The 15,351-nt window shown below is 73.4% G+C and carries 9 protein-coding genes; 6 read left to right on the forward strand and 3 right to left on the reverse strand.

Annotated elements, in window-relative coordinates:
* Positions 1–35 precede the first annotated feature (35 nt).
* Both recN and OG904_RS24605 read left to right on the forward strand, forming a co-directional pair.
* The gene (gene recN / locus OG904_RS24600; protein ID WP_405498238.1) at positions 36–1,763 is read left to right on the forward strand and encodes a DNA repair protein RecN; all 1,728 of its coding nucleotides are present in this window, start codon (positions 36–38) and stop codon (positions 1,761–1,763) included.
* 192 nt (positions 1,764–1,955) lie between these two features.
* Positions 1,956–3,029 (forward strand): glycosyltransferase family 4 protein, encoded by a 1,074-nt coding sequence (locus OG904_RS24605; protein ID WP_405494435.1) that lies wholly within the window; start codon positions 1,956–1,958, stop codon positions 3,027–3,029.
* 762 nt (positions 3,030–3,791) lie between these two features.
* Here the strand turns inward: OG904_RS24605 and OG904_RS24610 are convergent.
* The 3 genes from OG904_RS24610 to OG904_RS24620 form a co-directional block, all read right to left on the reverse strand.
* The gene (locus tag OG904_RS24610; protein WP_405494437.1) at positions 3,792–5,414 is read right to left on the reverse strand and encodes a PucR family transcriptional regulator; all 1,623 of its coding nucleotides are present in this window, start codon (positions 5,412–5,414) and stop codon (positions 3,792–3,794) included.
* A gap of 34 nt (positions 5,415–5,448) precedes the next feature.
* On the reverse strand, positions 5,449–6,831 hold the full coding sequence (locus OG904_RS24615; protein ID WP_405494439.1) for an FAD-binding oxidoreductase: 1,383 nt from the start codon (positions 6,829–6,831) through the stop codon (positions 5,449–5,451).
* Positions 6,832–7,038: 207 nt separating this feature from the next.
* On the reverse strand, positions 7,039–8,844 hold the full coding sequence (locus OG904_RS24620) for a glycoside hydrolase family 15 protein (RefSeq protein WP_405494441.1): 1,806 nt from the start codon (positions 8,842–8,844) through the stop codon (positions 7,039–7,041).
* Between the two features lie 460 nt (positions 8,845–9,304).
* Here OG904_RS24620 and OG904_RS24625 point away from each other — a divergent pair, with 460 nt between their 5' ends.
* The 4 genes from OG904_RS24625 to ald all read left to right on the forward strand — a co-directional run bounded on the left by OG904_RS24625 (position 9,305) and on the right by ald (position 15,244).
* Positions 9,305–10,957 (forward strand): CTP synthase, encoded by a 1,653-nt coding sequence (locus OG904_RS24625; protein WP_405494443.1) that lies wholly within the window; start codon positions 9,305–9,307, stop codon positions 10,955–10,957.
* An 81-nt stretch (positions 10,958–11,038) separates the two neighbouring features.
* On the forward strand, positions 11,039–11,671 hold the full coding sequence (locus tag OG904_RS24630; protein ID WP_405494445.1) for an NUDIX domain-containing protein: 633 nt from the start codon (positions 11,039–11,041) through the stop codon (positions 11,669–11,671).
* Positions 11,672–11,993: 322 nt separating this feature from the next.
* Complete coding sequence (locus OG904_RS24635) at positions 11,994–13,976, forward strand: AAA family ATPase (protein ID WP_405494447.1); 1,983 nt, start codon at positions 11,994–11,996, stop codon at positions 13,974–13,976.
* 152 nt (positions 13,977–14,128) lie between these two features.
* On the forward strand, positions 14,129–15,244 hold the full coding sequence (gene ald / locus OG904_RS24640; protein ID WP_405494449.1) for an alanine dehydrogenase: 1,116 nt from the start codon (positions 14,129–14,131) through the stop codon (positions 15,242–15,244).
* Positions 15,245–15,351: the final 107 nt, after the last annotated feature.

Genomic DNA, 15,351 nt, shown 5'->3' on the forward strand with positions numbered 1-15,351 from the left:
TGAAACCTCGGTATCGTCGTCCCGTGCTTGAGGAGATGCGGATACGGTCGCTCGGGGTCATCGACGACGCTGTGGTCGAGCTGTCGCCCGGTTTCACGGCGGTGACCGGCGAGACCGGCGCGGGCAAGACCATGGTCGTCACCAGCCTCGGGCTGCTGCTCGGCGGGCGCGCCGACCCGGCCCTGGTGCGGATCGGGGCCAAAGCGGCGGTCGTCGAAGGGCGCATCGTCATGCGCCCGGACGCCCCCGCCGCCCTGCGCGCCGAGGAGGCCGGTGCCGAGCTCGACGACGGCGCCCTGCTGATCAGCCGGACCGTCTCCGCCGAGGGCCGCTCGCGCGCCCACGTCGGCGGCCGCTCCGTACCCGTCGGACTGCTCGCCGAACTCGCCGACGACCTCGTCGCCGTCCACGGCCAGACCGACCAGCAGGGCCTGCTCCGGCCGGCCCGGCAGCGGCAGGCCCTCGACCGGTACGCGGGCGACGCCGTCGCCGTCCCGCTGGAGAAGTACGCCGCCGCGCACCGCAGGCTGCGGGCAGCCGCCGGAGAGCTGGAGGAGATCACCACCCGGGCCCGGGAACGCGCCCAGGAGGCCGATCTGCTGCGCTTCGGGCTCGACGAGATCGCCGCCGTGGAGCCGGTCGCGGGCGAGGACACCGAGCTGGCGGCGGAGGCGGAGCGCCTCGGCCACGCCGAATCCCTGTCCTCGGCCGCGCAGGTCGCGCACGCTGCCCTCGCCGGCAACGTCGAGGACCCCGAGGGCATCGACGCGGGCGCGCTCGTCGCCGGGGCGCACCGCGCGCTGGAATCCGTACGCTCCCACGACCCGGCGCTCGGCGCGCTCGCCGAGCGGATCGGGGAGCTCGGCATCCTGCTCGGGGACGTGGCCGGGGAACTGGCCGGGTACGCCGACGACCTGGACGCCGATCCGCTGCGCCTCGCGGCCGTGGAGGAGCGGCGGGCGGCGCTCACCCAGCTGACCCGGAAGTACGGCTCCGCCGGGAACAGCGTGGACTCCGTGCTGGAGTGGGCGGAACGGGGTTCCGAACGGCTGCTGGAGCTGGACGGCGACGACGAGCGGATCGGGGAACTGACCGCGGAGCGCGACGGGCTGCGGCTGGAACTCTCCGCACTGGCACAGGCGTTGACCGATGCGCGCGGCGAGGCGGCGACCCGCTTCGCGGCCGCGGTCACCGAGGAGCTGGCCTCGCTGGCGATGCCGCACGCGCGGGTCACCATCGACGTGCGCCAGACCGAGGACCCCGACGGGGTCGAGGTCGGCGGCCGCCTCGTCGCGTACGGCCCCTCGGGCACGGACGAGGTCGAACTGCTGCTGGCCCCGCACCCCGGCGCCCAGCCGCGGCCGATCGCCAAGGGCGCGTCGGGCGGTGAGCTGTCCCGGGTGATGCTGGCCGTGGAGGTCGTGTTCGCGGGCTCCGACCCGGTGCCGACGTACCTCTTCGACGAGGTCGACGCGGGCGTCGGCGGCAAGGCGGCCATCGAGGTCGGGCGGCGGCTGGCGAAGCTGGCCAAAACGGCGCAGGTCGTGGTCGTCACGCACCTGCCGCAGGTGGCGGCCTTCGCGGACCGCCAGTTGCTGGTCGAGAAGACCAACGACGGGTCCGTGACCAGCAGCGGGGTCACCGTCCTGGAGGGCGAGGACCGGATCCGCGAGCTCTCGCGGATGCTGGCCGGGCACGAGGACTCGGTGTCGGCGCGGGCGCACGCGGAGGAGTTGCTGGCGGCCGCGCGGGCGTCGGTGTAATCGGCGGCGTTGTCAGCGATGTAGTCAGCGAAGTAGTCAGCGTGCTGACGCCCGGCTAGCCCGTGTGGGTGAGGATCGGGGGGTCGGGGCGGTATCTCACACGGGATCCGCACCCGTATGGTCCCGGAACGCGCGTGCGGACTGGCATTCTGGGCCACGTCTCTGCCTCCCCTCACCCTGGAGCTTCGGCCCGTGAGCAGCTCCCCGGTCCCGGTCCCCGTCCTTCGCACCGTCCAGGTACTCGGCGGTGCGAGCGGTGGTGCGCACGTGCGGTCGCTGGCCACCGGGCTCGCCGCGCGCGGCGTACGGGTCACCGTGTGCGCGCCCGTCGAGACCGAGGGGGAGTACGACTTCACCAGCGCCGGCGCGCGGTTCACCCCGGACGCGGTGAGCGCGCTGCGGGCAGCGGTGGTCGAGGCCGACGTGGTGCACGCGCACGGCGTACGGGCGGGCATGCGCGCGGCGTTGGCCCTGCGCGGGCGGCGGGTCCCCCTGGTCGTCAGCTGGCACGGCGGCGGCCCCGGCGCGGGCCGGCTGAGCCTGCTGCTGGAACGGCACGTGGCCCGGGCGGCCGCGGTCGTCCTCGGAGCCTCGTCGGCGCAAGTCGATCTGGCCCGGCTGCGGGGGGCGCGGGACGCGCGGCTGGCGGCGGTGGCGGTGCCCGCGGGGCCGCAGGGGCCGGTGGCGGTGGCGGATCCCGGGAAGGCGCGGGCGGAACTGGGTGCGGTCGAACGGCCGTTGCTGATCGCGGTCGGGAGCCTGGTGCGGCGGCGGGGGTACTCCGTACTGCTGGACGCGGCGCGGGCCTGGCGGACGCTGGACCCGGTGCCGTTGCTGGTGATCGCGGGGGAGGGCCCGATGCGGGCCGAACTCGCGCGGCGCATCGAGGCGGAGGGCCTGCCGGTACGGCTGCTCGGGCGCCGGCGGGACGCCGCGCGGCTGCTGGCGGCGGCGGACGTCGCGGTGCTGCCGAGCCGCTGGGAGGCGCGGTCGCCGCTGGCGCAGGAGGCTCTGCGGGTCGGCGTGCCGTTGGTGGCGACGGCGGTGGGCGGTGTGCCGGAGCTGGTGGGGGAGGCGGGTGTGCTGGTGCCGTACGGGGACGCGGGGGCGCTGGCCGCTGCGGTGTCCGGGCTGCTCGGTGATCCCGCGCGGCGGGAGGCGCTGGCCCTGGCGGGGCGGGTGCAGGCGATGACGTGGCCGTCGGAGGACGACACGGTGGCGCAGGTCCTGTCGGTCTACGACGAACTGACGTCCCGCCGCCGCTGACCCCCACCCCCGGGGTCCGGCCCCCGGCTCCCGCTCCTCGTACGGCGCCGTTGCCGGGGGACCAGCCCCCGGACCCCCGCTCCTCAAACGCCGGAGAGGCTGAAAGATCGCCTCAAACGCCGGCGGGGCTGAAAAGTCGCCTCAAACGCCGGCGGGGCTGGATTTGGCAGGCGTCGGCTGTACGTGCGCGTAGCGCCGCCGTGCAGGTGCAGCTGACGCCGCCCACAATCCAGCCCCACCGGCGTTTGAGGAGCGGGGTCTGGGGCGGAGCCCCAAGGCCCTCGGGCGGAGCCTTGGGACCGGGGGGTCAGGGCGCCAGCCTTGGGGACGGCAGGTCAGGGCGCCAGCCTTCTGGACGGCAGGTCAGGGCGCCAGCCTTGGGAACGGTGGGTCAGGGCGCCAGCCTTGGGAACGGTGGGTCAGGGCGCCAGCCCTGGAACGGCGGGTCAGGACAGAGCTCTGGGACCGGCGGGTCAGGGCAGAGCCCTGGGAACGGCGGGTCAGGGCGGAGCCCTGGGAACGGGCGAAGGGCGGGTAGGGGACCTCCGCCCCGCAGGGCCCACCACCCGCACCCGAGCATCGGGCCCCGCGCCGGGGCGGTCGGGGCTGCGACCGTGTCGGCCCCGCCCCAGGTGGCGGCACCCTGACCCGGCACCGACGGACGGAGTCCGGCGCAGCGGCGCGAAGCCCGGGCGGCCCGCCAGGGCCGAGGGGGGCGTCAGGAAGGGGCGGCCCGCCAGGGTCGAGGGGTGCGAGGGGGCGTCAGGAAGGGGAGGCGTGGCGGCGGGCGCGGAGGGCCAGGCTCAGGGAGAGGACCGTCTCCGGGTCGTCCAGGTCCGCGCCCAGGAGCTCCGAGATGCGGGCCAGCCGGTTGTACAGGGTCTGGCGGTTCAGGTGGAGCTCGCGCGCGGTCTCCGCCTTGCGGCCCGCATGGGCCAGGTACGTCTCCAGGGTGGGGAGCAGCGGCGGGCGGGAGACCGTGTCGTGGACCCGCAGCGCCCCGATCGCGCGGTCCACGAAGGCCGCCAGGTCGGGGTGTTCGCGCAGCCGCCACAGCAGGAGGTCGATGTCCAGGCGGCGGGCGTCGTACCAGGGCCGGTCCGGGAGCCCGTGCGCGGCCGTGGCGGTCTCGGCGGCATGTCGCAGCCCCGCGGAGGCCGCCGCCCAGCTGCCGCAGACGCCGACGACCACGGCCGGCGCGGCCCCCGCCCGGTCCAGGCCCGCCCGCTCGACGCCGGCCCGGAGCGCCGCCGCGACCCGGTCCGCCACCGTGGTGCGTTCGGAGTCGGCGCGGAGGGAGACCAGCAGGGGGACGCGGCCTTCCACCGGCCGGACCCCCAGGAGCACCGGGACGCCGACCGAGGCGAGTTCCTCCAGGACCGCCCGGGCCAGGACGGCCCAGTTCCCCGACGGACCCAGGTCCGAGGACAGCCGCATGACGACGGGCAGGAGCGGCCCCGCCCCCGGCCTGAAGCCCAGTACGCGGGCCTGGGCGGGGGCGTCCTCCGCCGAGATCCGGCCCTCCGCGAGGTCGGTCAGGAAGTCGCCGCGGCCGCGCGCCGCCAGCTCGTCCTCCTGCCGGGCCTGCATCAGGACGACGGCCAGCACCCCCGCCGTCCGCTCCGCCGCCATCCGGTGCACGGGCAGCAGCGGGGCGGACACGCCCAGCAGGACGAGCCGCGCCCGGACCGACCCCGTGCCGTGGCCGCCGCCCGGGACGTCGACCACCACGGCATTGCCGGAGGGCTCCGCGTCACGCTGGCCGCGCAGGCCCTCCCAGACCTGGAGCGGGTCCGCCGCGGCCTCTCCGGCGACCGGGCCGGCCGCGTACAGCAGCTGGCCGTCGGGGGTTTCCAGGAAGACCGGGTTCGCCGTGAAGTCGGCCAGGATGTGCAGCACTTGGGGGATCCCGCCGCCGCCCAGCAGGGCTTCGGTGCAGCGCCGGTGGACCTCCTCGGCCCGCTGGAGCAGGGCGTAGTGGCCGTTGACGATCTCGGTGTGGACCTCCTCCGTCACCGTGACGAAGGGGACCTCCCGGTGCAGCTGGACCAGCGGGAGTCCGACGGTGCGGGCCGTCTCCACGATGGTGGCGGGCAGCCTGCTGAAGCGCGGCCCCAGCTCGACCACCAGCGCGGCGATGCCGCGGTCCGCGAGGCGGCGCACGAAGGCCCGCTGTTCGGCGGGGCGGGTGCCCAGGCCCAGGCCGGTGGTCAGCAGCAGCTCGCCGCCCTTGAGCAGCGACGCGATGTTGGGGACCTCGCCCGCGTGCACCCAGCGCACGTTGCGGCCGAGCCGGTCGGCGCAGGCCACCACCTCCGGGAGACCGCTGCGCAGCCCCGGCAGCTCCAGCGCCCGCTGAACCGTGATCCCGCCCTGGTTGTCCATATCGCGGACCGTACCGGCCGCCCGGTTCCCGGGGCTACCCGGGCTTGATGTTGTGGTTGAAGCGGAAGACGTTGTCGGGGTCGTACTGCCGCTTCACCGCGCCCAGCCGGGCCAGGTTCTGCTCGCCGAGCCCGGCCGCCACCCGCTGCGGACCCTCGTCGCCGGTGAAGTTGAGGTAGACCGCGCCGGTGCTCCAGGGCAGCACGTCGGCCCGTACGTCCTTGACCCACTGGCGGCACCGGTCGTCCTCGGCCGGGTCCGCCCAGACCGCGAAGGGGTGCACGGCCCACGGCGAGTCCCGGTAGGGGACCGGGAACTCCGCGGGCCCCGAGGCGATGGCCCCGCCCAGCGGGAACATCACGTGCTGGGTCCCGGTCGGCACCGGCATCCCGGAGGCGCGGGCGCAGAACACGTCCACCAGCGCGTCGGGCAGACCGGTCAGGTACTCCGCCGACCAGTAGTTCCGCATGCCCGGAGGGTCGTCCATCATGCACTGGAGGTCGGCGTACGGGATCGCGGTCAGCACCTCGGCCACGTGCTCCAGCGCCAGCAGGGGCCGGACCTGTTCGCGCAGGTCCTCCTCGGCGCCCGCGTACGTCACCAGTGCGCCCGCCAGCAGGGTCCCGACCAGGTGCTCCGGTACGAAGGGCTCCGGCGGGCCGGTCATGTAGATCACGCCGCCGCTGAGCTCGGGTCCGGCGGCCTCGACGAGGTCCCGGTACGCGCGCAGCACCTCGGGGCCGGACTCGGGCGGGTAGAGCAGCAGGCACATCGCGAACCGCGGCAGCTCGTGCAGGCGCAGCGTCAGCGAGGTGGCCACGCCGAAGTTCCCGCCACCGCCGTGCAGGGCCCAGAACAGCTCGGGGGAGTCCTCGGCGGTCGCGGTGACCGTACTCCCGTCGGCGGTGACCAGGTCCACGCCGAGCAGGTTGTCCACGGCCAGGCCGAAGTCGCGGTCGAGCCAGCCGGAGCCGCCGCCGAGGACGAAGCCGGCCACGCCGGTGGTGGAGACGCGGCCGCCGGTGGTGGCCAGGTCGTAGGGCTGGCAGGCCCGGTCCAGGTGGCTCATCAGCGCGCCGCCGGCGACCCGTACGGCCTTCGCCCCCGGGTGCACGGTGACCTCGTTCATCCGGCGCATGTCGACCACCACACCGCCGTCGTTGAGGGACATCCCGGCCACGCTGTGCCCGCCGCCGCGCACGGCGACGGGGAGGTCGAGGTCGCGGGCGAAGCGGACGGCGGTGACGACGTCCGCCTCGCTCTCGCACCGGGCGATGACCGCCGGGCGGCGGTCGACCATCGCGTTGAAGACCGTGCGGGCCTCGTCGTAGTCCGGGTCGTCCGGGGTGAGGACCTCACCGGCCAGGTCCTCGCGGAGCGCGGCCAGCGCCGTGCCCGCCTTCGAAGTGGGAGCCATGGCTGCGCCCCTTCCGCGCAGGGAGGGCATAGGACCCCTCCAGCCTAGGCGGGGGGCGGCGGAGGGGCGCGGCGGGCGGGCGGGGCACACGGGGCCGCGCCCCTCCAGCCCCGTCAGCCCTGCGCGCCCCACCCGCCCGTCCGTCCGCCGCGTCAGCCCTTCAGCCCCGTGCGCCCCACCCGCCCCGCCTCCGGCCCCGTCCGCGGGTCAGCCCCCGTACGCCCCGCTCGCCGTCAGCCGCAGGGCCGTGTCGATCAGGGGGACGTGGCTGAACGCCTGGGGGAAGTTGCCGACCTGGCGCTGGAGCCGCGGGTCCCACTCCTCCGCCAGCAGGCCGAGGTCGTTGCGGAGCGCCAGCAGCTTCTCGAAGAGGCGGCGGGCCTCGTCGACGCGGCCGATCATGGCCAGGTCGTCGGCCATCCAGAACGAGCACGCGAGGAAGGCCCCTTCGTCGCCCTCCAGACCGTCCACGCCGGCCTCCTCGCCGGCCGTCGGGTAGCGCAGGATGAACCCGTCGGTGGTCGACAGCTCGCGCTGGATCGCCTCGATGGTGCCGATCACCCGCTTGTCGTCCGGTGGCAGGAAGCCCATCTGCGGGATCAGCAGGAGGGAGGCGTCCAGCTCCTTCGACCCGTAGGACTGGGTGAACGTGTTGCGTTCCTTGTCGTAGCCCTTCTCGCACACGTCCTGGTGGATCTCGTCGCGCAGTTCCCGCCACCGCTCCAGCGGCCCGTCCGCGTCCCCGCTCTCGATCAGCTTGATCGTGCGGTCCACGGCCACCCAGGCCATCACCTTGGAGTGCACGAAGTGCCGGCGCGGGCCGCGCACCTCCCAGATGCCCTCGTCGGGCTGGTCCCAGTGGGTCTCCAGGTAGCGGATCAGCTTGAGCTGGAGCAGCGAGGCGTAGTCGTTGCGGGCCAGGCCGGTCATGTGGCCTAGGTGCAGGGCCTCGGTGACCTCGCCGTACACGTCGAGCTGGAGCTGGCCGGCGGCGCCGTTGCCGACCCGGACCGGGCCGGAGTTCTCGTAGCCGGGCAGCCAGTCGAGCTCCGTCTCGCCGAGCTCCCGCTCGCCCGCGATCCCGTACATGATCTGCAGGTTCTCCGGGTCGCCGGCCACCGCGCGCAGCAGCCACTCGCGCCAGGCGCGGGCCTCCTCGCGGTATCCGGTGCGCAGCAGCGAGGAGAGGGTGATGGCCGCGTCACGCAGCCAGGTGTAGCGGTAGTCCCAGTTCCGCACGCCGCCGATCTCCTCCGGGAGGGAGGTGGTCGGCGCGGCGACGATCCCGCCCGTGGGGGCGTACGTGAGGCCCTTGAGGGTGATCAGGGAGCGGATCACGGCCTCCCGGTAGGGGCCGTGGTACGTGCACTGCTCGACCCACTCGCGCCAGAACTCGGTGGTGGCCTCCAGGGCCTCCTCGGCCTCCGGCGCCTCCGGGGGCTCCTTGTGCGAGGGCTGCCAGCTGATGCAGAAGGCCATCCGGTCGCCCGGGCCGACGGTGAAGTCGGAGTACGTGGTCAGGTCCTTGCCGTACGTCTGCGCCTCGGTGTCCAGCCAGACGGAGTCGGGGCCCGCGACGGCGACGGTGCGCCCGTCGACCTTGTGCACCCAGGGCACGACCCGGCCGTAGCTGAAGCGCATCCGCAGCGCGGAGCGCATCGGCACGCGCCCGCTGACGCCCTCCACGATGCGGATGATCTGCGGGGCGTGGTTCTCGCGCGGCGGCATGAAGTCGATCACGCGGACCGTGCCGCGCGGGGTGTCCCACTCGGACTCCAGGACCAGCGAGTCACCGCGGTACCGGCGCCGGGTGGCGCGCGGGGCCTCGGCACCGGCCGGGTACGCCGGGCCGACCCGCCAGAACCCGTGTTCCTCGGTGCCGAGAATGCTCGCGAAGACGGCATGGGAGTCGAAGCGTGGCAGGCACAACCAGTCCACCGCCCCGTCCCGGCAGACCAAAGCCGCGGTCTGCATGTCGCCGATCAGTGCGTAATCCTCGATGCGCCCGGACACGTTGCATCTCCAGTCGAACAGCCACGTCCGCCCCGAAGGGCGCTTGCATTGCGCGTTGGCGCGGAATTCCGGTGGTGACGGATCGCCGCGTTCAGCCCATGATTCCGGAACCGGACGGGTTACGCCGTTCGCGGGGCCGCTCGGCAAGGATCTGATCGAGATCCGAGCAGGACAAGACCGCACCCTAGTGATCCTCGTCAGCCTGGGGACAGTGAGGTTCGGCCGAACGGGTGAGCAGGGACGATGCGGCAGTGACGGGCCCCACGAACGGCCCCGCCGCGTGGCCGGAGGCGGACCGGCCCGGGCGCTGATAGGCTGGTATCCCGTGGACCGGTGGTCTGCCTGTGCGAATCAGGAGCCCCGAAACCGCAGCTTCGGCGCCCCCTGAGACCCCTCCGGATCGACGGTGGAAGGCGCCGGACGCACCTCACCTCGCGACCACGGGAGCCCCCTCTTGGCGATGCCGCCCAAATCCATGACGACCAAGCACATCTTCGTCACCGGGGGTGTCGCTTCCTCCCTCGGCAAGGGCCTGACGGCCTCCAGCCTGGGTGCGCTGCTGAAGGCGCGCGGTCTGCGGGTCACGATGCAGAAGCTCGACCCGTACCTGAACGTCGACCCCGGCACGATGAACCCGTTCCAGCACGGTGAGGTGTTCGTCACCAACGACGGCGCCGAGACCGACCTGGACATCGGTCACTACGAACGCTTCCTCGACGTCGACCTCGACGGCTCGGCCAACGTCACCACCGGCCAGGTCTACTCGCAGGTCATCGCCAAGGAGCGGCGCGGCGAGTACCTCGGTGACACCGTGCAGGTCATCCCGCACATCACCAACGAGATCAAGCACCGCATCCGCCGGATGGCGACTGCGGACGTCGACGTGGTCATCACCGAGGTCGGCGGGACCGTCGGCGACATCGAGTCGCTGCCGTTCCTGGAGACCGTCCGCCAGGTCCGCCACGAGGTCGGCCGCGACAACGTCTTCGTCGTGCACATCTCGCTGCTGCCCTACATCGGTCCCTCCGGCGAGCTGAAGACCAAGCCCACCCAGCACTCCGTCGCGGCCCTGCGCAACATCGGCATCCAGCCCGACGCGATCGTGCTGCGCGCCGACCGCGAGGTCCCGACCTCGATCAAGCGCAAGATCTCGCTGATGTGCGACGTCGACGAGGCCGCCGTGGTGGCCGCGATCGACGCCAAGTCGATCTACGACATCCCCAAGGTGCTGCACACCGAGGGCCTGGACGCCTACGTCGTGCGCAAGCTCGACCTGCCGTTCCGCGATGTCAACTGGACGGTGTGGGAGGACCTGCTGGACCGGGTCCACAACCCCGACCACGAGGTCAAGGTCGCGCTCGTCGGCAAGTACATCGACCTGCCGGACGCGTACCTGTCGGTGACCGAGGCGCTGCGCGCCGGCGGGTTCGCCAACAGGGCCCGCGTCCAGATCAAGTGGGTCACCTCCGACGACTGCAAGACCCCGGCCGGCGCCGCCGCGCAGCTGGCCGACGTGGACGCGATCTGCGTTCCCGGCGGTTTCGGCGACCGCGGCGTCAACGGCAAGGTCGGCGCGATCACCTACGCCCGCGAGAACAAGATCCCGCTGCTCGGCCTGTGCCTGGGCCTGCAGTGCGTGGTCATCGAGGCCGCGCGCAACCTGGCGGGCATCGAGGACGCGAACTCCACCGAGTTCGACGCCTCCACCCCCAACCCGGTGATCTCCACGATGGAGGAGCAGCTGGCCTTCGTCGAGGGCGCGGGCGACCTGGGCGGCACCATGCGCCTGGGCATGTACCCGGCGAAGCTCGCCGAGGGTTCCATCGTGCGCGAGGTCTACGGCGACCAGGCGTACGTCGACGAGCGCCACCGCCACCGCTACGAGGTCAACAACGCCTACCGCGGCGAGCTGGAGAAGAAGGCCGGTCTGGTCTTCTCCGGCACCTCCCCGGACAACAAGCTGGTCGAGTACGTCGAGTACCCGCGCGAGGTGCACCCCTACCTGGTGGCCACCCAGGCCCACCCGGAGCTGCGCTCGCGTCCGACGCGCCCGCACCCGCTGTTCGCGGGCCTGGTCAAGGCGGCCGTGGAGCGGCAGCAGGCCGCGAAGTAGCGGCGCCCACCGCATAACGTAGACAGCCGGGGTACGGAGATCCGTATCCCGGCTGTCGCGCGTTGTGGAGGGCTTCGGGGCATGGAGATCAAGGACACGGCGGAATCCTGGGAGACGGTGTCGACGGCGCGGCCGTTCCGGGGTGCGAAGACGGCGGTGGCCTCGGACGAGGTGCGGATGCCCGACGGGTCCGTGGCCCGGCGCGACTACCAGGTGCACCCCGGGTCGGTGTGCGTGCTGGCGCTGGACGACGCGGGACGGGTGCTGGTGCTGAGCCAGTACCGCCACCCGGTGCGGCGGCGGCTGTGGGAGCTCCCGGCGGGCCTGCTGGACGTGGTGGGGGAGAACCCGCTGCACGGGGCCCAGCGCGAACTGTACGAGGAGGCGCACGTCAAGGCCGCCGACTGGCGGGTGCTGGCCGACTTCTACGCCTCTCCCGGAGGCTCGGACGAGGCGATCCGGATCTTCCTCGCGCGGGACGTCTCGGAGGCGGACGGGGAGCGGTACGCGGAGTCCGGGTCGGAGGAGGCCGACATGGTGGTGACGTGGGTGCCGCTGCACGATCTGGTGCGCGGGGTCCTGGCCGGCGAGCTGGGCAACCCCGGCATGGTGACGGGGGTGCTGGCCCTGTCGGCGGCCCTCGCCTCCGACCAGGGCCTGGACTCCCTGCGCCCCGCCCAGTCCCCCTGGCCGGCCCGCCCGTACGAGGCGTAGCCCCTGGCCGGGGGCCCGGGATCGCCTCAAACGCCGGCGGGGCTGGATTTCCAGCCCCGCCGGCGTTTGAGGCGCGGGTCCGGGCGGAGCCCGGGGAACGGGCGATGGGCGGGTAGGGGACTTCCGCCCCGCAGGGCCGAACCACCCGCACCCGCCCACCGGGCCCCGAGCCGGGACGCCGTCGGCCGCCACCCGCGGCGTGTCGAGGAATAGGCCGACCATCGGTTGATCCGATCGGGCGATTTGTCCGCCACGCTCCACCCTGCTCGTCGCTCTGCGTGAACTACGCTCGCAATCCGAAGGCAGCGAGAGGAGCGGATCCGTGACGGATTTCGTCGGGCGGCGGCGTGAGCTCAAGGAGCTCCGCGAGGACATCGCGCGAACCGGGCTCGACACCCTCTCCGGCCGCAAGGCCAAGTCCCCCCGCGCCCGGGTGCTGCTCGTCGCAGGGCGACCGGGCTCCGGCCGCACCGCCCTCGCCGAGGCCCTGGTGCGCGAGATCGCCGACGACTACCCCGACGGCGTCCTGCGGGTCCGCCTCACCGCCCCCACCGGCGAGAGCGTCGCCACCGAGCGGGCCGTGCGCACCCTCCTGGAGGGTCTCGGCCGGCCCACCCCGCCGGGCGCCGCCGAGGACGAGCTCAGCTCCGCGCTGCGCACGGCCCTCGACGGCCGGCGGATGGTCCTCCTCGTCGACGACGCCGCCGATCCGCACCAGGTCGACGCCCTGCTGCCGGACACCCCCGATTGCCTGGTGGTCGTCACCGCCGAGGGTCCCCTGACCGGGATTCCGGATGTTCGCCCCTGCACCCTCGGCGGCCTCGAGGCCTCCTCCGCCGTCCGCATGCTCGTCCAGCGCATCGGGGACATCCGCGTGGCCAACGACCCGCGCGCCGCCGAAGCCCTCGCCGAGGAGTGCGGCGGTCAGCCCGCGGCGCTCGCCCTGGCGGGAGGCTGGCTCGCCGCGCGCCCCAAGGCCTCCGTCGCGGACGTGGCCAAACAGCTCCACGACATGCCCGCCGGAGTCGGCGGCCCCCTCGCCCGGACCTTCAGGCTCGTCTACGAATCCCTCCCGCAGCCCGCCCAGCGGACCCTGCGGCTGCTTCCGCTTGCCCCCGCCGGACTGGTCGACTCGCACGTGGCCTCCGCGCTCGCGGGCTGCTCCGTGGCCGCCGCGCAGTCGCTCCTGGAGGACTTCGCCGCGCTGGGCCTGCTCCGGTCGGCCCACGACGGGCTGTTCCTGCTCCCCGGCTGCCTCGCGCCCCTGCTCCAGGCCCTGCTGGAGGCCAAGGAGCGCCCCGCCGAGGTCCAGCTGGCACGGGCCCGGATGCTGGAGCGCACCGTACGGCTGCTGCTCTCCTGCCGGGCCATGACGCACGAGACCGGCGAGGAGCCCATCGGGCCCGTCGGGCCGCCGGAGAAGCTGGACGCGATCCCGCGCGCGCTGCGCTTCGCCGACCGGCGGGCCGCCGCGGCCTGGCTGGACACCCGGCTGCCCGCCCTGTCCGCCGCGGCCTCCCTGGCCGTGGCCGACGGGGAGCTGGACACCCTGGCCCGCAGGCTCGTGGCGGCGCTCGCGCGGGCCCTGTCGGAGCACCGGGGCACCGCGGGGGCCGCCCCCGAGCTCTACGGGCTGCACCGGCTCGTCCTGGACGTGGCCGAGCGGCGCGATCTGCACCGGGAACAGGCCGCCGCGCTGCTGAACCTGGCCGACCTGGACGCCGAGACGGGCCGCACGCAGGAGGCGCTGGAGCGCTACCGGGCGGCGCTGGACGCCGGAAAGGCGGCGAAGGATCCGTACGCGGCGGGCCGCGCGATGGAATCCGTAGGCGGCGCGTACCAGGAGCTCACGGACTGGCACCGGGCCTCCGACTGGTTCGGGCGGGCCCTGTCCCACGCCCTCGCGCGGGGGGAGCGCGCGGACGAGGCGCGGCTGTACGGGCGGCTGGGGAACGTGCACACGTACGCGGGCCGGTACGGGGAGGCCCTGCGCAGCTGGCGGGCGGCCTCGGCCGGGTACCGGAAACTGGCCGATGTCCCGGGCCAGGCAAAGGCGTTGAGCGAGATGGCGCGGATCCAGGAGTACGCGGGCCGGCCCGAGGAGTCGCTGCACACCTGCCGGGAGGCGGTGGAGCTGGCCCGCAGGGCCGGGGACCTGCGACTTCAGGCCGCACTGCAGGTGCGGCTGGCCGACACGCTGGACCGGCTCGGCGACCCCGCGGCCGCCAGGCTGCACAGGTCCGCAGCCGACAGATTGCTGGGAGATGACCCCGCAGCCTGCGAAATCCGTAGTGGTTCCGACTGAGATTATTGCTTTGCAAGGCTAGACAGCAGCTCGTCCTTCATTAGACTGGGTTCACCAGGCCGGTTCCTGGTGCATCCCGTTGCGCGTTCTTGTAAACGGGTTTGTATGGAAGTACCCCGAAACATCCCCTGAGCCAAGGACCGTGAGCCACGATGAAGGTCGGCATCCCCCGCGAGGTCAAGAACAACGAGTTCCGGGTCGCCATCACGCCCGCCGGCGTGCATGAGCTGGTCCGGGGCGGCCACCAGGTCTTCATCGAGCAGAACGCCGGTGTGGGTTCCTCGATCACGGACGCCGAGTACGTCTCGGCCGGCGCCGAGATCCTCGGTACCGCCGACGAGGTCTGGGCCACCGCCGACCTGCTGCTGAAGGTCAAGGAGCCCATCGCGGAGGAGTACCACCGCCTCCGCAAGGACCAGACGCTCTTCACCTACCTGCACCTCGCGGCCTCCCGCGAGTGCACGGACGCCCTGCTGGCGTCCGGCACCACCGCCATCGCGTACGAGACGGTCGAGCTCGCCAACCGCGCGCTCCCGCTGCTCGCCCCGATGTCCGAGGTCGCGGGCCGCCTGGCCCCGCAGGTCGGCGCCTACCACCTGATGCGCTCGGTCGGCGGCCGCGGCGTGCTCCCCGGCGGAGTCCCCGGCACCCACGCCGGTGAGTGCGTGGTCATCGGCGGCGGCGTCTCCGGCTGGAACGCCGTGCAGATCGCCGTCGGCATGGGCTTCCACGTGACCCTGCTGGACCGCGACATCAACAAGCTCCGCGAGGCCGACAAGATCTTCGGCACGAAGATCAAGACGATCGTCTCCAACGCCTACGAGCTCGAGAAGGCCGTCATCGAGGCCGACCTCGTCGTCGGTGCGGTGCTGATCCCGGGTGCGAAGGCCCCGAAGCTGGTCACCAACGAGCTCGTCGCCAAGATGAAGCCCGGAAGTGTCCTTGTCGACATTGCGATCGACCAGGGCGGCTGCTTCGAGGACTCCCGTCCGACCACTCACGCCGAGCCGACCTTCCAGGTCCACAACTCGGTCTTCTACTGCGTCGCCAACATGCCGGGCGCGGTGCCGAACACCTCCACGTACGCGCTCACCAACGCCACGCTGCCCTACATCGTGCAGCTCGCGAACCTCGGCTGGGTCGAGGCGCTGCGTCGTGACCCGGCGCTCGCGCTGGGCCTCAACACCCATGACGGCCAGGTCGTTTACGGTCCGGTCGCCGAGGCCCACGGTCTCCAGACCCTCGAGCTGAGCACGCTTCTCGGCTGAGTCGTCAACGACTGACGTCAATCTCACGTATCCGGCCGGACCTTGCTCGCGAGGTCCGGCCGGAGGCGTTCGCGGGGCGGCCGACAGGGCCGCTCAACTCGCCTCGA

The organism is Streptomyces sp. NBC_00096, from assembly GCF_045041305.1.
Classification (GTDB): domain Bacteria; phylum Actinomycetota; class Actinomycetes; order Streptomycetales; family Streptomycetaceae; genus Streptomyces.

Excerpts from the sequence above, each read along its gene's own strand:
- recN (WP_405498238.1), top strand. The coding sequence starts at position 36 with ATGCGGATACGGTCGCTCGGGGTCATCGACGACGCTGTGGTCGAGCTG.
- OG904_RS24625 (WP_405494443.1), top strand. The coding sequence starts at position 9,305 with ATGCCGCCCAAATCCATGACGACCAAGCACATCTTCGTCACCGGGGGT.
- OG904_RS24610 (WP_405494437.1), bottom strand. The coding sequence starts at position 5,414 with ATGGACAACCAGGGCGGGATCACGGTTCAGCGGGCGCTGGAGCTGCCG.
- OG904_RS24630 (WP_405494445.1), top strand. The coding sequence starts at position 11,039 with ATGGAGATCAAGGACACGGCGGAATCCTGGGAGACGGTGTCGACGGCG.
- ald (WP_405494449.1), top strand. The coding sequence starts at position 14,129 with ATGAAGGTCGGCATCCCCCGCGAGGTCAAGAACAACGAGTTCCGGGTC.
- OG904_RS24615 (WP_405494439.1), bottom strand. The coding sequence starts at position 6,831 with ATGGCTCCCACTTCGAAGGCGGGCACGGCGCTGGCCGCGCTCCGCGAG.